Source organism: Hydrogenophaga sp., from assembly GCF_048549895.1.
Lineage (GTDB): Bacteria > Pseudomonadota > Gammaproteobacteria > Burkholderiales > Burkholderiaceae_C > Hydrogenophaga.
Genome location: NZ_JBLYYB010000173.1, coordinates 1 through 17,856, shown reverse-complemented (window position 1 = coordinate 17,856; position 17,856 = coordinate 1). Strand labels below are relative to the sequence as shown.

The window sequence follows — 17,856 nt, the reverse complement described above, 5'->3', positions numbered from 1 at the left end:
CGGTCACGATGAACCGACAACGGAGTCGGTCACGATGGGCCGAAATCCTCGGTCACGATACCGAAACCAGCGGTCACGTTGGTCCGAAATACCCAATTGGACAAATCGCCAAACGCGTGATGCGCGAATTGCCGGGAGCTACGGGTGCACACCCAAGGGATCCTGTGCGCTCAAGGGCGAAGAACTCTGCCACCCATTCGCTTGATGTCGACGAACTTGAGGCAACGATCGACAGCTTTTTGCGCAACAGAAATGCCGAGCCTGCTCGTGCTTCTCACTACTCGACACCCTTACAGACTATTGAACGGCAACTGCGAACGGGCGCGATTCGACTGAACCACCTTCCGACCAGTCAGCAGCGCGCGCACATGTTTGTTGGCAAGTACAACGCGACGGTGAAGGCATCCCTGAAGGAAGGGCGGCTGCCATTTGTGAACTATCAAGGATGTCGATACAGCGCCCCCGACCTTCAAAAGCACATTGACTGGATTGGAAAAAAGTTTCATTTGAGGGTGGGAAAAGATCTGCGCAAAGTTTGGCTTTACGACGCGCAGAACGGCACCGAGGTGATGTCAATCAACGCTGAGGGAGAGTGGGGCAAAGTTCCTCACACCTTACGTTTTCGGCGCCTTGCACGGGCCTTGTCCAAAAAGGGATATGTCAACGTGAAGCACCACGACCACTTGATTGTTGCGGTCTTGAAGTATCTGCGCGGCAAAGCGCCTACCGACAAACTCCGGGCGCTTCAGCTCGCGGAGTTCATGTTTCACCTTCGAGACCACCTTGCGGACTTGCCACAGGGATTCTCGACGGCTTACGGCGAGTACGTCGAGGAAGTCAGTGCGCTGTCGGCAAGTGAAACGCTTGCAGGCCGACAGCCTGCGCCGAAATTCGCAGCCGAGAAAAAGGCCCAGGAAGGCTTCGCCACGAGCGATCCGTCGGACGCCGATAAGGCGATGCAAAACGTGATCGTCCTTCGTCCTGTACGGCAGCGTCGCGTTCGGTAAAACCGAACTTGCACTTGAGGATCTGAGTGGTGGCAGCGGACTTGGAATTCAGTTCGTTCGCATGGGGGTTTTGGCTGGCCCCGCCTAGCCAAAGAAATCATGCGCATTGTGAGCGGGTCCATTTGAGGGCCCATACTTAAGGAGCTTGACATGGGCAATCCAGGAAGATCTTTTACCAGCGGCGTTAGTTCAACTCCAAACGGATCAGGCGATACATTGCCAAGCTATGACTTGCTCGACCAGTCTTCGGTTTGGACTCCCGAAATCGAATCCTTGGTGCATGTTGTAGTCAAGCAGATTCGGTTGGACTCGCCCGGTATGCTTGTGATTGGTCGGCAGCGCATCGGCAAATCCAAAGCGCTGGGCTTCTTGCAAGGCGTGTTGGCTGAAGAAGTTGGATACCCCATCATGGTGCTGTCGTGGACGATTGCCGACGATGACCGTCGATCCGGGCGGCTGTTCCTCCAGGATCGCCTGCGTCAGTCCGGGACAGATGCAATCACCCACCGTGACTTGGCAGTACTTCGTTCACGCCTGATCTCTCACATTCGAGCCGAAGCCGCACACATCGGGACCAAGCGGGTGGCCTTTTTTGTTGACGAGGCGCATATCTTGACCGACCCAGAGTACGCACAGATGCTTTTCCTGTTCAATGAAATGGAGCGCTACGCACTTCGTCCCTTTTTCTTGTTGGTGGGCCAGCCCGAGTTGTCAGATGTGAAAGGGCGTTGGCTCGCTAGCGGAAAGTTTCAGAATATTGGTCGGTTCGCCACCAAAACCCATGAGTACTCAGGCGTTCGCCTCGAGGAGCTGGAGAGGGTGTTGATTGGCTTTGATGACGAAAGTGAGAACGGGGAGTTGAGTGTCGCCAACAAGATTGCCCCTAAGGCATTCTCCTTAGGTTGGCGTCTCTTCTCTTGGGCGCCGATCATGGTGACCGCTGTGCGCTCAGTCGCACTGGCACAGAACATCACTGACGACGTTCGGATCCCCATGCAGTACTTGCGCAGTTGGCTGCTGGCGCTCCTTTATCACATTACACAAACTGGCATAGATCCTCGCAATCTCGGTCTGCCCGCGGTGATCGACTGTCTCAAGTCAACAAACTTTGCAACCGTTTTGCAGTACTACGTTGAAGTCCGGGATGAGAAGCAAAAAGACGAAAAAGCAAAGAAGGTGCAGTCGACTTAGATGCGAGGAGTTAAAAGTGCGAGCGCGGGTCAGTCACCAGCAACCATCTCATCCCCCTGAGGAGCGCGGTTTTGTGTCGGGTCTATGTGCTTCCGAGTCCTTGTTCTCGCGACTTAACAGATGGTCGGTGAAGTACCAAGTCAGTCAAACCGAAATGCGCCAAATGCTTGGGGTAGCTTCGCTGGAGACGTCGCTCCTTGTCGGAGGCACCGAATTCTCCACTGCAGAACCGATCCCCAATGACCCGATAGCCATTACGCCGCAGTTGTCCGAGGCGGGTGTTCATCCTGAACTGCTGAAGCGAAGGCCTGTGCTGCACAAGCTGGCCATTCTGATGGGTCTTGGATACACCGATTTCATCCATGCCGTTGGTGGCAGCCCTCACCAAGTTCAAGAGGTTGTTTTCGCCAGTACCAGAGAGCTGTGGTTTTGCCATAGGTGTCTCAGCTTCGGGTTTCACAGTGTGTACTTTCAGTACCCAGGGGCCATGTCTTGTCCATACCATCAGTGCCGACTAAGTCGTCGCTGCACATCCTGCGCAAGAGTCTATGAACCCACCATACGTAGCGTTATCTTGTCCCCGATGGCGTGCCCCCACTGTGGAAGTTCGTGGGCAATGTTGAACACATCTTTGCGAGATGAGGAACTCAAGCGTGTCATAGGTGTGGTGGGACCGATGATCGACAACCGTGCCAAAGAGATTGCACCTTTGCCACGTCAATTGTTCTTGCAGCATCATGCATGGTGGTGGCCCACTCCATGGCAACCTGCCTCACAAGCATCGGCTTTTCCCGTGCAAGTGCGTCGCTGGACTTTATGGAATGACACCATGACGCGCTGTCCCAATATGCATGAACGTGTAGTTGAGTTGGACATGACGGGAAAGTCGCGGACGTTCGATCCGACACCGCTTGCAAATAGCGCGTACAGGGACACAAATCGATCCTCAACGTGCTTGCCAGTTAGCACGGTCACTGTCGAACGAGCGAACGAGGCGCTGAAATGGCTCAGCGAGACTTGCAAAAGCCATGTGAACGGGATCCTGAGGGTTCGTGGCCAGATGGGTCTGAATCCTCGAGGCAGATGCATGAACGAAGCAGTCGATGTGGTGAGCGTTGCGCTCCATCAAACGATGATCAATTTTGGCGTTCAACGCAACGACGCTTGTTTCCTGGCTTGCTATGACCGCGAATGGCCGCATCCTTATCAAGATGTCCGATGGAATCATCTGCAGTTGAGCCGAGAAGGGGAGACTGCGGGAGCCATAGATGAATGTCTTGTTGAGGCGGAAATCTTGAGTTGGTTTTCACTCGCATTGATCCGGACCGCAGGTGTCCGTTTCACCTTAGAGGTCATATGGCCATGGCGCCTTAATCCTTGGCAGTTCGTCCCCTCTTACCTGGTGGCACGTCAAGGAACGAATTGGATCGTTCGCTATCGTTCTCGATCGACTCGAGAGTCGGTTCTGCGCTTGATCAGGCGCTATGAACGGAAGGTGCTCGAACCTGTTCACGGCGAGCTGCTTCGTAAGGCGCTGCACAGCATTCGACCTGTCTGAAAAGCAATGCAGCGCTGGCTCCTCTCAATGATGCCGCCTTGTGGACAAATGCGCTTCCGCCCATTCCGCAAGGTACCAAGTCAGCCACACCTTGAGGTCGCGCATGTTGGACACGTCGACATCGATGGGTGGAACCACTGCATCGAACACGTCCTTCGGCAGCTCCCAGTCTTTCGCGATGTCTTGCAACGCAAACGGAACGACCCCACGGATGTCCTCTGGCGTCGGTCGCCCGAAATCCAGCACCGTGAGGCGGGAAAGCAGCGGCCCTGAGAGCCCGGCCAGTGAGTTGGCCGTGGCGATGAATACCAGGCGCGAGAGGTCGCACTCCGTCTGCAGGAACGAGTCGAACCAATTGCGCGCGTTCTCCGGCTCCAGCAAGCCCAACAGGAAGTCTGCGGCGGCTGGGGTCTTGCTTCCACCGTCGACGGCCTTTTCGATCTCATCAAGCAGCACCAAGCTCGATGCCGATTTGTTGTTCAGCAGCGGCTCCAGCAAGACGGAGGGCTGGCCAGTGGACCACCCCCGCGCGGTACCGGTGAGTGAGCGGACGTCGGACATGCCGGCAAGGCCGATCGCCCGAAAGCCCAGGGCCATCTCTTCGGCAAACCGCCTGGCGAACCGCGTCTTGCCGATGCCGGGAGGTCCGAGCAGGAGCACAGGGCGCAAGTGAAACACCAGCGAGCCAAAGCTTCTCCGCGTGTTGAGCTCGCTGAAGATGATGTGGATGGTAATTCTTGCCCATGGGAATTCGCGCACCAGCCTTGACCGGCTTTCCTCGAGCTGAGCGACCGAGGGCATGAGGGCCACCGGCAGAGGCGACTCCAGCGGCTTGAAGCGCTCCAACGTCTGGCGGTCACCGGGATCGGCGGCGGGGGGAACCTGACCGCGGACCACGGTCAAGACCGGTGCCTTGGGGCCCGAGCTGTCTGCTGCAGGCTTGAAGCACAGGTCGGAGCCTTCCGGGTCCCGCACGAGCTCCCCGCACTTTGGTGCAGCAGGGGCGGGTGTGAAAGCATCTTCAATTTGACCAAGCACCACATCGTGCATGCCGCGCTCCAGAGAGTCTCTTCGCGAGGGCAACTGCGCGGCCCGGTCTGTGCGGGTCAGCGCCAGGGAGAGTGCGGTCCAGACGGTGTAGCCCTCCGTCTGCATGAACCTCTTGCGGCCCATCAAAGACCACTCCCCGTTGGGGTGAAGTCCGTGCTGCACGTACATGAAAAGCATATCGGCTGCCTTGAAACAGGCCGAGGTCCCCAGTGTCACCCCTTCTGTCCAGGGGTACATCTCGACGAAGTCCGAGAACCGCTTCATGCACCAGGCGAAAGGGTCGCCCAGTGTCTCGCCAATGGGAAGCGTTCGTTGACCCTGCACCAGCTTGAACGCTCGCGGCTCTGATCCTGTCTCGCGTCGTCTCTCGATGCGAATGCCGTTCGCCGTGAGGTAGGCGGTGGCGAAAGCGTGCATCTTCCCGATGGACCAGGGTGTGCTTTCAAGCAGCAGGAAGAAATCCGTGAAGAGCGTCTCCCTTCCCACATCAAACGAGCTGTCGTGGAGCCATCGGCCCACGTAGCGGATGGATGCGTGACGCAGCGTCTCACTGGTCTCTGGGTCCAGAGATTGCGAGACGAACTTCTCGAGCTCCAGCAGGCGCGGGTCGGCACCCAGCGGGTACGGCATGGCCTGGAAGAGGGGGTGCCTGAGCTTGAACTCGGCTTCGGGGAAAAGGGCTTGGGCCCTGGAGGGAATGCCGGATTCCGGATGTGCTGTTTCCATGCTGCTCTCCACAAGAACGTTGCGGTTCAAGCTGCGCGCAGCCTTCGGAGAGCAACCAACAAGGCGGGGAATCGAGGTGATGTCCGCCCACTTGAGCGTACGTTACCGCTGCTCGAAACAGCTTGCAAGTCCCTCAGGCTGAAGCTACCGCTGCGAAGCTGTGTAGGTGATATTCAGATGCGAGACAGGACACTTTCTGACAACTGTCCTCATAGGGAAACATGCTCGAGATGACCGCTTGTCAGGTCACAGGATGGCAGCCAAGATCGCCGCATCTCAACGTGTGCAGGGGCTTTTCAAGGGATGTGGATGGCGCGGTTGTGCGCGTGGCCGCCAAGAACAAGGGCACCGCAGGCACGGCGGTCGAGTGGATGATCTCGCGTATTTTTACCTGGCTCGGCGCCAACGCGACGGCACCTGCAAGATCGCCCGCCTGCAGATTTACATGAAAGAGGTTTCGCTCGCCAGCGGCTTTTTCCCCGGGCGGTCAGCGCAATGGGAGCTAAGCCTAGTCCATTCGAGGGATGGCGTTGTGTCCCAGGAAGGCGCGAATGGATGCGTCTTCCGTCAAACCGATTGCTCGCTGCCATGCCTGGTGTGCCGCTTCCTGTTCGCCACAGACAGTCCGTGCCGTGGCCAGTGTCACCCAGTACGGTTGGTATTGCGCCACGTCTTCGCCGGCAAGACGCTCCAGAACCTGCAGCGCATGCTTGGGCTCGCCCGCATCCACCATGGCTGCGGCCTGGCCCACCAGCACACCCACGCTGGGACAGTGGGTGGCCAGCAAGCCATAGAGCGTGAGCAAGGCCGCGTGGTTGAGATGGCCCGTGAGCGCGCGCTGTGCGTGGACCGACTGGATCGCCGCTTCACACTGGAACCGCCCGAAGCGGCCGGCTTTTGACGCGGTGACCAGGTGGCCTTCGGCCTCCACGATCATGTCGCGCGACCACAGGCGCACGTCCTGCGCTTTCAACGGCACGAATTCGCCCCCGGCGCCGCGGCGCGCTGCATGGCGCGCTTCGCAATGCAGCATCAACGCCAACAGCCCCCGTGGCTCGGGCTCCTGCGGGAGCAAGCCCACCAGCAAGCGGCACAAAAAAACCGCTTCATCGGCCAGATCGCGCGCTCCGACTTCGGCGCCCGAGATGGCATCCCAGCTGGTACCGTAGGCGGCATAGATGGCATTGAGCACATCGTGCAGGCGCTCGGGCAGGTCGTCCGCATCGGGGAGCTCGAAGCGAAGACCGGTGTCTCGGATTTTGGTCTTTGCACGCACCAGGCGCTGCCCCATGGTGGTGGGCGCCACCAGGAAGGCCGCGCCGATCTGCTGCGCATCCAGACCCAACACGGTCTGCAGCATGAGCGGCGTGCGCACGCCCTCGTCGATGGCGGGGTGCGCGCAGACGAAGAGCAGCTTGAGCCGATCGTCCGGCAAGCTCTCCTCGTCCGGGGCCATCTCGTCCAACAGCAACGCGAGGTCGGCGGCAGCACCGTCCACCACCACCTGATGGCGCGCCGCGTTCTTTGTGTGGTTGCGCGCGGCGGTGAGCAGCCACGCCTCGGGATTGAGCGGCACGCCGGCGTCTGGCCAGGTGCGCAGGGCGGCCATGAAGGCTTCGGACAAGGCGTCTTCGCTGGCCGCAATGTCGCGCGAGCGCGCGGCCAGGATGGACAGCAAGCGCCCGTAAGAGGCGCGTGCTGCCTGCTCGGCCGCGCGCTGTGCGTCCAAGGGACTCAGGCGCCCGGCGGTGGCATCACCGGGCGCACTTCCACCGAGGCATACGAGGCCGAGGGTGCACGCGCGGCCCAGGCCAGAGCGGCGTCGAGATCGGCCACCTCGATGACAAAGTAGCCGCCCAATTGCTCCTTGGTGTCGGCGAAGGGGCCGTCCTGCACCAGGCGTTTGCCGTCGCGCACACGCACGGTGGTGGCAGTTTGCGGGCCGTGCAAGCCGTCGCCGTTGACGATGACGCCCGCCTGCGCCATGGCGCCGATGAATGCGTTCCAGCCACCCCAATAAGCCTGGGCGTGCTCCGGGTGGTTGCGTTGGTCGAACTCGCTCTGGGTTTCGTTGAGCAGCAGCATGTATTGCATGGGATTCATCCTCAATAGGTTGATTGAACGAACAAGGCGAAGGGTCAATCCAGCAACCCGCGGCGGCTGGCGAGTCGGGTGGTCATCAACAGCCCAACGGCTACCAACACCACAAAGGCGAGGATGGCCAGTTGGCTGGGCATGCTGTCGAAGACGCCATGGTAGGCATCGCCCGCCAGCAGAAGCGCATAGCCGACCAAAGAAGCGGTGAACAACGGAGCGGCCCAACGGCGCCGAGCCAGCAGCGCCAAGCTGCCCACAAGGCCACCCAGGACGCCCACAGCAAACACCGTGCTGATCCAGGCGGGCAAGGCCAGGTACACCTCGGCCTGAGCAGGCGTCATGCCTGCGGCCACCAGCGACTGCGTGGTGGCGCCGAGCGAACCGGCGAACTGGTAGACGCCGTACAGGTTCCAGAGCAGCCCGAAAGCCGCCATGCTCCAGAACCACAGGGGTGTCCCGGAACGTCCGGGCGGGGTTTCCATCAATGCCTGCATGTCGATCTCCTGATGAGAGGCGGCGCCCGCGCGGGATGCCCGGGTCTGGTCGCTTCTCACAGGGATGACACTTGGGTGCGGGTCAGATCGACATAAGAGTCGTTTTTCTTTTGTCTGTGTACCCTGGTCAGTGAAGCCGTGCACCCAGTGCCAGCATCTGCTGGTCAAAGTGATCACGCAATGCAGGCGATGCACTGAGGGCTCTGGCCTTGGCAAGTGCATCCGCCGCATCCCGCACCCGCCCCGCACCCGTCAACACATGCGCACGCGCCGCCCACCAGGGTTGGTGTTGCAACGTGGCCGGCACATCGGCTGCGAGCTCGTCGAGCGCGGCCAAAGCGGCTTCGCAGTCCTGTTGCGCCTGCCAAAGCGCCACCGCGCGCGCGGTGCGCGCCCCCACCGACGGGTGCAGCCGCAGCAGTCGGTCGTACAGCCGCACGATGTGTTGCCAACTGGCCTCACCGCCGAGCAGGCGTTCGGTGTGAGCGGCCTGAATGGCCGCTTCGATCTGGAATGGCCCGTGCTGCTCCAGCCGCGCTGCCTGCGCCAACACGGCCAACCCCGCCTGCCGCATCGGGTGGTCCCAGCGCGCCGGGTCCTGCTGGTCCAAGGGCACGAAACGCCTGTGTTCATCTCGCTGCGCCCGGCGGCGGGCATGGCAGAGCATCAGCAACGCTTGCAGGCCCAGGCACTCGCTGTGGTCGGGCAGGCGCGCGGCCATCAGGCGTGCGAGGTAGAGCGCCTCCTCTGTCAAACCGTGCAAGCCGTGGTCCTCTGGTGCGTCGGCGCCCAGGGTGAAGGCGCCATAGATTGCGTCCAGCACCGCATCCACACGGTCGGGCAGCTCGTCGGCGTCAGGCCACTCAAAGCGCAGGCCGGTGGCCTTGATCTTGGCCTTGGCGCGCACCAGGCGCTTGGCCATCGCTTCGGGCGACACCACGCTCACGCGCGCGATGGCTGCTGCGTCCAGTCCCAGCTGGGTTTGCAGCATGAGCGCGCAACGCACCGCAGGATCGATGGCCGGATGGGCACACACGAACATCAGACGCAGGCGGTCGTCGGGCACCGCAGGGACTTCGTGCGCGAACGCGTCCATGCCAGCCAGCAGCACGGTGGACGCGGGGTCTTCCTCCAGCCGGCGCCGGCGCGCGTGCTGCAGCAGCTGGCGCTTCGCAGTCGTCATGAGCCACGCTTCGGGCGCATGGGGCACTCCCTGCCGGGGCCAATGTTCCAGGGCCAGGGCCAGCGCGTCGGACAGCGCATCTTCCGCTGCGGCGATGTCGCGCCATTGCCAGGCCAGCCAGGACAACAGCTTGCCGTAAGACTGCCGCGCCGCCACCTCGGCAGCGGCGCGGGCCACTGAGTCTGTGTCCAGAGTCATGTGGGTGTTGCAGCCACCGGGCGAATTTCGGTGCTGCCGGTGCTGCTGCTGGGGCTGCGCTCGGCCCAGCGCAGGGCTTCGTCGAACGAGGACACCTCGATCACCACATAGCCGGCGGCCAGCTCCTTGGTGTCGGCGAACGGGCCGTCCTGGATCAGGCGTTGGCCACCGCGCCAGCGCACCGTGGTTGCCGTCCAGGGGGCGGCAAGGCGGTTGCCCCCGCGCATCACCCCGGCGGCGGCCATGTCGTCCATGTAGCTTTTCCAGGGTGCCAGCGCCTGGGCTGCCAGGGCGGGGTCTTCGTGGCGCTCGATCTCTTCGATCGGCTGGTTGAACGTGAGCACGAATTGCATGATGCGTCTCCCTCGGGTTGGGCAGGTTCGATCACCAGGGTTTCAACACCAGCTTGCCGGTGGTTTGGCGGCTCTCCAGCCGGTGGTGGGCGAGGGCGGCTTGCGCCAAAGGGAAGTGCTGTACCACGGGTGCTGTCACCTGGCCGCTGGCGAGCAGGCCGATCATCTCACCCACCGCCTGGCCAGCCGCGTCGGGACGGTGCATGAACCAGCCCCCGAGGTTGAACGCGGTGATGGCCTGGTTGGGCGCCGGTGCGTACAGCCAGCGGCGCACGGTGGCGGCATCGAGCGCGGCATCTTGTCCGCTGGCAGCGCCATACACCACGGCTCGACCGAATGGCGCCAGCGCACGCAATCCCTCCGCCAGTTGCGGCCCACCGCTGGCCTCCAGCAACACATCCACCCCGCGGCCTTCGGTGGCCGCCAGCACGGCGTCTGCCCACCCGGGCTGGCTGCTGTCGACATGGTGATCGGCCAGCGGCGGTGGCAACCGACTGCCCAACGTGATGATGCGCGACGCGCCGGCCAGGCGCGCCAACTGCACGGCGTAGCCGCCCACCGCGCCATGCGCCGCCGGAATCAGCACCGACTCGCCTGCCTGTAGGCGGGCCACGCGGCGGATCAGCAGCATGGCGGTCGTGCCGGCCACGAGCAGTCCGATGGCTTGCTCTGGCAGCAGCCCATCGGGCAACGGCATCACCTGCGGTGCGAATGCCAGCGCGAATTGCGCGTAGCCACCCTGGCCGTCGCCACCGACCAGCGCCAACACCCGCGAGCCCGGCGCTGGGCCCGGGACGCCCGCGCCCAGCGCCACCACCTCTCCCACGACTTCGGAGCCCGGCACGAATGGGAAAGTGGTTGGGAAGGGGTAAGCATCACCCCGGCGGCGCTTCACGTCGGCGTAGTTCACAGAAGCAGATTCGACGCGGACCAGAACCTGACCCGCACCCGGGTCGGGTCGGGGCACGGTTTCGATCTGCAGCACATGGCTCGGGCCTGAATGGCGCGCAAGCGCGACGACCATTTTGGAAGGCAGGTTCATGGCATCTCCAGCAAGGGTTGGAGGCAGCGACATGCCGCCTTGCCTTGTTGATGCGCAGGCGCGCAGTGGATGGACATCGGGAGGTGAAAAATCCCGGCGATGTACACCTCAACCCCGAGCGTCGCTGTTCAGGAACTGTCAGGTCGCTTGACGGCGCTTGGTCGGCGGAGCTTTGGAAGCGGGGGCAGTCGCCCTCGCGGCAAGACCCAGATCGACCATCGACATGGCGTGTTCCACCGCTTGTCTGTGGACCGTGTCGCTGAGATCGAGCTGTCCGATGCAGTTGCCATTCATCACACCGGCGAGACCGTGCATGGTCGACCAGATGTAGAGCGCATCGAGGTCCACCGCCTCGCGCTGCGCACCTGCGCCATGCACGCGGCGCAGCACCTGGCGCAGGATGTCAAAAGTGTGGGTGGCGTCGCGCACCAGGTCCGGGTGCTCGGCAGCCTCTGGCCAGGGCGTGCTGAACATCAGCCGGTATTCCAGTGGGTGCATCTGCGCAAAACCCAGGTATTGCCGACCGAGCGCTTCCAGGTCCTGCCGGGCATCGTCGTGCGGCTCACGGGCGTCCAGAAAAGCCGCAAAGCGCTCGAAACAACGCCGCATCACCTCGGCCAGCAAGTGGTCTCGGCTCGGGTAGTGGCGGTAGGGCGCCTGGTGTGACACCCCGAGGCGGCGTGCCACATCGCGCAGGCTCAGGTTCTCGATGCCGTGCGCCGCGATGGCCTCGCGCGCAGCCTCCACGCAGGCGTCGCGCAGATCCAGGGGTGGGGAGGGGGTTTCCTTCTTGCGGGGCATTCAGGTGTCGGGGCTGGGAAAGACACTTGAGGCTAACACGCACCATCAGCGCAGCTGGCTCGCTTCGCGCTCCCGATCCTGGTGTGCGGTCATTCCCTTCATCACCTGGGTGATCACCCGCACCTGGCCCCAACGCGGAAGGATGGCCAACGACCAGCCCAGCAGCTTGGACAGCCATCCTGGGCGCACAGTGGTCTTGCGACCCAGTGCATGCAGGGTCTGGCGTGCGACCACTTGTGGATCCAACGCGCGCGACATTTTGAGGTTGGCGCGCAGAGCGAAGCCCGTGGCAACCGGACCAGGAGCGCTGGCGATCACATCGATGCCGTAGGGCGCCAACTCCACGCGCAAACCCTCGGCCAGCGTCTGCACATAGGCTTTGGTGGCGGCGTAGTGGGCCGCACGCGGCACCCCATGAAAGGCCAGCAGCGAGCTCATCAGCACTATGTTTCCACCCCCACGCTGGCGAAAGCGCTGGCCGAAGTGCCAGCACAGTGCCAGCACCGAAGAACAATTGAGATCCAGCATGCCCAGTTCGGCCTCCAGGGGCGCATCCAGCAGATCGCCCGATGTTCCGAACCCTGCTGCCGCCACCAGCATGTCCACGTCAAGGCGGCAGGTGGCCATGACCAGCGAGGCGATCGATCCCGGGCGCGCGAGGTCGGCTTCGAACACCGGACATTCGGTCCCATAGGCGCCTTTCAATTCATTCGCCAACGCCACCAGCAGCGGGCCTCGGCGAGCCACCAGAACCAGCGAGTACCCGCGCGCAGCCAATGCTTGCGCAAAGGCACGACCAATGCCTTCAGAGGCGCCCGTCACCACCGCCCAGGTGGGTGGGTCTTGAGGGAGCTGGATGGGATCCGCGCTCATTGCGATGCTCCGTGTCCATGGCCTGTCAGGAGCACTGGGCAGGCGCCAGAAAACATCACAGAAAAAACTGCAAACAGCGTGTGGTGCATGAATACCTCCGGTTGTGTCTGGAAGAAACGAAGAAAAACCCCACCGTCATGTTGACGGTGTCTACAGTGTGCGGCACACTTGTAGACAGTGTCAACAAAAGACGCCGAAGTCTTTGCTTCAACATGGACCAGGAGCCGCGATGCCCACCTTCGCCTTCATTCCCGCCCCGCTTGCACCGACCGCAGTTGCCGGTGTTCGACAAAGACTGCCCCGGGCCGCTGTTCTGGTGCTCCTGCCTCTGGTCGTCGGTGCCATGGGCGGTTGTGCGCATATCGCTCCCTCCGCGCCCGACACCCATTCGGCGCAGGGCCACGCGTATCGTCATGCTGCAGACGAGCGCAAGGCCGGCTTTGATGAAGCCGCATGGTGGGCGACGCTTGGGGATTCGACCCTGAGCGCATTGATCGCTCAGGCTCAGAGCAACAACCTGGACGTTCGCATCGCCCTGGAACGTGTGCGAGAGGCGCGCGCGGGCAGCACGCAGGCAGCCTCGCGCCTGCTGCCCACGCTGGCGCTCGCGGCATCCGCCTCCGACGAGCGCAGTGGTTTGCCGACAACTGTCAAACAGGGCTCACCCGACACACGGGCTTACCGCGCAGCGCTGGAGCTGGGCTGGGAGGTCGACGTGTTCGGTGCGGCGCGTGCCGCTGCGGAAGCGGCCGATCTGGATGCACAAACCGCCGCGCTGGGCGTGGACGCGGCGCGCTGGCTGCTGCACACCGAGCTCGCACGGCAATACCTGCTGTGGCAGGGCACCCGCCTGCGTCTGGAAACCCTGGAGCGCCTGCTGCAAGCGCAACGCGACACCGAGCGCCTGGTGCGCAGCCGCGAGGTGCTGGGCCAAGCCAGCCGGTTCGACGTCAGCCGCGCGGCCGGCGAGGTCCACGCGCTGCAGGCACAACTGCCCCCGCTGCGCGCGCTTGTGAGCGTGATCGAGCACCAGATCGCGTTGTTGCTGGGTCAGAGCCCTGGCGTACCGGTGCGAGCGCTGGATGCGGACCGGCCAGCCGGCTTGCCCGCGCCCGCGCCGATGCCGGTCGGTCAGCCCCTGGAACTGCTGCAACGACGGCCCGACCTGCGGGTGGCCGAACGGCGGTTCATGGCCGAGGCCGCACGCCTTCGGGAAGCCGAGGCAGACCTGTGGCCGAAGTTCTTCCTGGCTGCGGTGCTGGGTCGCCAGGACCTGCGACTCAATGGCAGCGGCCTGTCACCGGTGCGCTTCAGCCAGAGTGCCCTGGCTTTCAGCCTGCCGCTCTTCAATGCCGGGCGGCTGCGGGCCGCTGTGCAGCGCCAGGATGCCCGGCAGCGCGGGGTCACGCTGGAGTACGAGCGAGCGGTTCTGGGTGCTTTGAAAGATGTGGAGGACAGCCTGGTGGCGCTGGAGCAGGAGCGCCAGCGTGCTGCGGCGCTGGGGGCTGCTCTGGACGAGCGCCGCACCGCGCTGCGCCACGCCGATGCGCTGCTGCGCGAAGGTCAGATCGATCTGTTGCAAAGGCTGGATGTGCAACGCGGTTTGCTCTCGGCCGAACTGGCCGAGACAGACAGCCGCCTTCAAACCGCGCTGGGTTCTCTGCAATTGTTCAAGGCGCTTGGCGGCGGCTGGACAGCACCAGGACTGGCGGCCGTCTCTCCACAGAAAGTGAGCAAACCATGAACTCCGCCACCCAGCTGACCACGCTCATGTTGACAGCGGCGTTGACTGCCGCCTGCACGCCGCAAGCCGCTGCACCACCGGTGGTACCGGCTGTGTACGTGACCGAGGTGCGCGCCGCGCCTCACGAACTGGCGCGTGTGCTCAGTGGGGTCGTGCGACCTCGCATCGAGAGCGACCTTGCGTTCAGGCTCGGTGGCAAGGTGAGCGAGCGGCTGGTCGATGTGGGGCAGCGCGTGCGTCGGGGTCAGGTGCTGGCCCGCATCGACTCGGTCGACTACCGCTTGGCGTTGCAGGCCGCTTCGGGGCAATTACGTGCTGCCGAGGTGGATGCCGCGCAGAGCGCGAGCGACGCAGCGCGATTTGGCCGCCTGTTGCAGGATGGCTCGGTGGGTGGTGCCGACGCCGAGCGCCAACAGGCCCGCGCCGATGGGGCGTCAGGAAGGCTGACGCAGGCGCGCAGCCAGCTCGAACTGGCTCGAAACCGGCAGGGGTACGCCGAACTGGTGGCGCCGTTCGATGGCGTTGTGACCTCGCAGCGCCTGGAGGTCGGACAGGTGGTTTCGGAAGGTCAGGGGGTGCTGACGGTGGCACGCGCTGGTGAGCTCGACGTGGTGGTGGATGTGCCCGAGGGACTGGCGGCTTCGCTGAGTGAGTACCAGGCCGAGGTGCGGCAGGGTGATGCGTCAAACACGCCAACCCTCGCACTCCACCTGCGCGAACTCGCACCCAGCGCCGCGGCTTCCACACGCACCTACCGCGCGCGCTACACCATCGCCAACGCACCGCCTGCCTTGCGCCTGGGCGCGACCGCCGACGTGGTGTTGACCCGTCGCGGCGGAAAAACCGCAGTCGAGTTGCCACTGTCCGCGCTGCTGAGCACCGGCGGACCTGCGGCGGTGTGGCTCGTCAACGCGGACAGTGGCGCGCTCACGCGTCAGAGCATCACGCTGGTCCATCAGGGCAGTGCGCGGTGCGGGTCGAGGGTCTGCCCGACGGCGCCTTGGTGGTGAGCGTGGGTGCGCAAAAGCTTGACGCCAGCCTGCGCGTGCGCCCGGTGCGCCGCCCGCTGGACGGGGTCACGGCGGGCAGCGCTCCATGAACGCGCGATTCAACCTCTCGGCGTGGGCGGTGTCGCACCGTTCGCTGGTGCTCTTTCTCTTGATAGCAAGCTTGCTGGTGGGCGCGTTCTCGTTCACCCGCCTGGGTCGGCTCGAAGACCCGGTGTTCAATGTGCCCACCATGACGGTCGTGGTGGCCTGGCCCGGTGCGAGCGCGCAGCAGATGCAGGACCAGGTGCTCAACCGCATCGAACGCGAGCTGCAGAAGATCGAGGGCATCGACCACGTGCGCAGCTTCTCGCGCCAGGGGTATGGGGGCCTGAACTTCTGGATGAAGGGCGGCACGCCCAAAGACCAGCTGGAGCGCGCGTGGTACCTCGCGCGCAAAAAGATCGGCGATGTGAGGCACGAGTTTCCAGAAGGGGTGCGCGGCCCGTTCTACAACGACGAGTTCACCGATGTGATCAGCGTGCTGTACGCCGTGGCGGCGCCCGAGTTGCGCTGGCCCGAGCTGCAGGCCCTCACCGAAGACCTCAAGCGTGGGGTGCAGTCGGTGCCCGGTGTGACCAAGGTCGATCTGGTGGGGCGTCAGCCCGAACGTGTCTGGGTGGAGTACAGCAGCCAGAGACTGGCCGCCATGGGCCTGAGCCCACAGGTGCTGACTGAGGCCCTCGCGCGGCAGAACGGTTTGCACCCGGCCGGCGCCACCGAAGGTCGCAGCGACCGCGTGTTCGTGCGCCTCGGTTCCGGGCTGCGCGACGCATCCGAGGTGGCCAACGTGCCCATTGAAGCGGGCGGGCGCCTGCTGCGGCTGAGCGATGTGGCGCAGGTCTCCAGCGGTCTGGAAGACCCACCTGCGTTCACCGTGCGCCACGGCGGTCAGCCGGTGCTGATGCTGGCCATCACCTTCGAGCGCAGCGGCAACTTGCTGGAGATCGGTGCCGCGCTGGACGCGCGCATGGCCCAGCTGCAGACGGCGCTGCCGGTGGGTGTGGAGGTGCTGAAAGTGGCTGACCAGCCGCGGGTGGTCGATGCGTCCGTGTGGGAATTCGAAAAATCGTTTCTCGAAGCGCTGGCCATCGTGCTGGCCGTGTGTTTTCTGTTTCTGGGCTGGCGCACCGGTGTTGTGGTGGCGGCCTCCGTGCCGCTGGTGCTGGCGATCGTGGCCACTGTCATGTGGGCCGCCGGCTGGAACCTGGACCGCATCTCGCTGGGGGCACTGATCATTGCGCTGGGGCTGCTGGTGGACGACGCCATCATCGCGGTGGAAATGATGGTGGTGAAAATGGAGCAGGGCTGGGACCGGGTGCGTGCAGCCACCTTCGCCTACATCTCCACCGCATTTCCGATGCTCACCGGTACGCTGGTCACCGTCGCCGGTTTCATGCCGGTGGGTTTCGCGAAATCCATAGCAGGTGAGTACGCCGGCGGCATCTTCTGGGTGGTCGGCCTGGCGCTCATGGCCTCGTGGGTGGTGGCGGTGGTGTTCACGCCCTACCTGGGCGTGTTGTTGCTGCCGTCCAGCTTGAAGTCACACGGCAGCTCGGCAGGAGCCGATCCTTACGAACGCCCGGTCTACCGAAGGTTGCGCGCCGCCGTGCGTTGGTGCGTGACGCGGCGGCGCTGGGTGCTCGGTGGCACGGTGGTGCTGTTTCTGGCGGCCATCGCCGGCATGGGTGTGGTGCAGCAGCAGTTTTTCCCCACCGCGTCCCGGCTCGAACTCATCGTGGACCTTCGGCTGCGCGAAGGCTCGTCGTTTGGCGCCACGCAGGCGCAGGTGGTCCGCCTGGAGCAGGTGCTCGCCAAAGACCCGCAGATCACGCAGTTCACCGCGTATGTGGGCGCAGGTGCACCGCGCTTTTTCCTGTCGATCAGCGCCGATCTGCCCAACCCCGGGTTTGCGCAGCTCATCGTGCAGACCGCCAGCATCGAAGACCGCGAGGCTGTGCGCCAGCGTTTGCTGCGCCTGTTCGCCGAGGGGGAGCAGTTCCCGGACCTGCGCGGGCGCGTGACCCGCTTCGAGTTCGGGCCTCCGGTGGGTTTTCCGGTGCAGTTTCGCGTGATCGGACCCGACGCAGCGCAGGTCCGCCACATCGCCGAGCGGGTGCGCGACACGGTGAGGCTGAGCCCTTTGGTGCGCGACACGCAGCTGGACTGGAACGAACAGGTGCGGACCACGCGCCTGGTGGTCGACCAGCACCAGGCGCGGCTGACCGGCCTGAGCAGTGCCGACATCTCGGCCCAGTTGCAGACCGTGCTGTCGGGCGCCCCGGTGACGCAGATTCGCCGTGGTGAGGAGTTGATCGATGTCGTGTTGCGAGGAGAGCCCGTGGAACGCCTGGCGCTGCAGCGCCTGCAGGACATCAACCTGTTCAGTCGCACAGGAGCGGTCGTGCCGTTGTCGCAGGTAGCTCGGCTGGAGCCGACCTTCGAGGACCCTGTGCTGTGGCGGCGCAACCGCGATCTGGCATTGACCGTGCG

Annotated in this window: 16 protein-coding genes; 6 read left to right on the top strand and 10 right to left on the bottom strand. The window is 63.8% G+C overall.

Annotated features, from left to right (window positions below):
- Both ACN4F8_RS16995 and ACN4F8_RS16990 read left to right on the top strand, forming a co-directional pair.
- Positions 1 to 1,007, top strand: a 1,007-nt coding sequence (locus tag ACN4F8_RS16995) for a hypothetical protein (protein ID WP_419474647.1), incomplete at its 5' end; no start/stop codon positions are given.
- Positions 1,008 to 1,157: 150 nt separating this feature from the next.
- The gene (locus ACN4F8_RS16990) at positions 1,158 to 2,198 is read left to right on the top strand and encodes a hypothetical protein (RefSeq protein WP_419474646.1); all 1,041 of its coding nucleotides are present in this window, start codon (positions 1,158 to 1,160) and stop codon (positions 2,196 to 2,198) included.
- An 82-nt stretch (positions 2,199 to 2,280) separates the two neighbouring features.
- Here ACN4F8_RS16990 and ACN4F8_RS16985 read toward each other — a convergent pair whose 3' ends face one another.
- Positions 2,281 to 2,634 carry a hypothetical protein gene (locus ACN4F8_RS16985; RefSeq protein ID WP_419474645.1) on the bottom strand — a complete coding sequence of 118 codons (354 nt, stop codon included), beginning with the start codon at positions 2,632 to 2,634 and terminating at the stop codon, positions 2,281 to 2,283.
- A gap of 651 nt (positions 2,635 to 3,285) precedes the next feature.
- Between ACN4F8_RS16985 and ACN4F8_RS16980 the strand changes: the two genes are divergently transcribed.
- Complete coding sequence (locus ACN4F8_RS16980) at positions 3,286 to 3,756, top strand: hypothetical protein (RefSeq protein ID WP_419474644.1); 471 nt, start codon at positions 3,286 to 3,288, stop codon at positions 3,754 to 3,756.
- A gap of 24 nt (positions 3,757 to 3,780) precedes the next feature.
- Here ACN4F8_RS16980 and ACN4F8_RS16975 read toward each other — a convergent pair whose 3' ends face one another.
- From ACN4F8_RS16975 to ACN4F8_RS16935, 9 genes are all read right to left on the bottom strand, one after another.
- Positions 3,781 to 5,532 carry an AAA family ATPase gene (locus tag ACN4F8_RS16975; protein ID WP_419474643.1) on the bottom strand — a complete coding sequence of 584 codons (1,752 nt, stop codon included), beginning with the start codon at positions 5,530 to 5,532 and terminating at the stop codon, positions 3,781 to 3,783.
- A 508-nt stretch (positions 5,533 to 6,040) separates the two neighbouring features.
- Positions 6,041 to 7,261, bottom strand: a complete 1,221-nt coding sequence (locus tag ACN4F8_RS16970; protein WP_419474642.1) for an RNA polymerase sigma factor — start codon at positions 7,259 to 7,261, stop codon at positions 6,041 to 6,043.
- Between the two features lie 5 nt (positions 7,262 to 7,266).
- A complete protein-coding gene (locus tag ACN4F8_RS16965; protein ID WP_419474641.1) occupies positions 7,267 to 7,626 on the bottom strand; it encodes a YciI family protein in 360 nt (119 codons plus the stop codon).
- Positions 7,627 to 7,670: 44 nt separating this feature from the next.
- Positions 7,671 to 8,123, bottom strand: a complete 453-nt coding sequence (locus ACN4F8_RS16960; protein WP_419474640.1) for a hypothetical protein — start codon at positions 8,121 to 8,123, stop codon at positions 7,671 to 7,673.
- Positions 8,124 to 8,250: 127 nt separating this feature from the next.
- Positions 8,251 to 9,504, bottom strand: coding sequence for an RNA polymerase sigma factor (locus ACN4F8_RS16955; RefSeq protein ID WP_419474639.1), 1,254 nt, complete (start codon positions 9,502 to 9,504; stop codon positions 8,251 to 8,253).
- Positions 9,501 to 9,857 (bottom strand): YciI family protein, encoded by a 357-nt coding sequence (locus ACN4F8_RS16950; protein WP_419474638.1) that lies wholly within the window; start codon positions 9,855 to 9,857, stop codon positions 9,501 to 9,503. The genes ACN4F8_RS16955 and ACN4F8_RS16950 overlap by 4 nt, the downstream gene beginning before the upstream one ends.
- Before the next feature lie 31 nt (positions 9,858 to 9,888).
- Positions 9,889 to 10,899, bottom strand: coding sequence for a quinone oxidoreductase family protein (locus ACN4F8_RS16945; protein WP_419474637.1), 1,011 nt, complete (start codon positions 10,897 to 10,899; stop codon positions 9,889 to 9,891).
- Positions 10,900 to 11,037: 138 nt separating this feature from the next.
- Entirely contained in the window at positions 11,038 to 11,700 is a 663-nt protein-coding gene (locus ACN4F8_RS16940) for a TetR/AcrR family transcriptional regulator (RefSeq protein ID WP_419474636.1), read from the bottom strand.
- 45 nt (positions 11,701 to 11,745) lie between these two features.
- A complete protein-coding gene (locus tag ACN4F8_RS16935) occupies positions 11,746 to 12,573 on the bottom strand; it encodes an SDR family NAD(P)-dependent oxidoreductase (protein WP_419474635.1) in 828 nt (275 codons plus the stop codon).
- Between the two features lie 229 nt (positions 12,574 to 12,802).
- Here ACN4F8_RS16935 and ACN4F8_RS16930 point away from each other — a divergent pair, with 229 nt between their 5' ends.
- The 3 genes from ACN4F8_RS16930 to ACN4F8_RS16920 all read left to right on the top strand — a co-directional run.
- Positions 12,803 to 14,317 (top strand): efflux transporter outer membrane subunit, encoded by a 1,515-nt coding sequence (locus tag ACN4F8_RS16930; protein ID WP_419474634.1) that lies wholly within the window; start codon positions 12,803 to 12,805, stop codon positions 14,315 to 14,317.
- Complete coding sequence (locus ACN4F8_RS16925) at positions 14,314 to 15,327, top strand: efflux RND transporter periplasmic adaptor subunit (RefSeq protein WP_419474633.1); 1,014 nt, start codon at positions 14,314 to 14,316, stop codon at positions 15,325 to 15,327. The genes ACN4F8_RS16930 and ACN4F8_RS16925 overlap by 4 nt, the downstream gene beginning before the upstream one ends.
- Before the next feature lie 85 nt (positions 15,328 to 15,412).
- On the top strand, positions 15,413 to 17,856 hold a 2,444-nt coding region (locus ACN4F8_RS16920; protein WP_419474632.1), incomplete at its 3' end, for an efflux RND transporter permease subunit.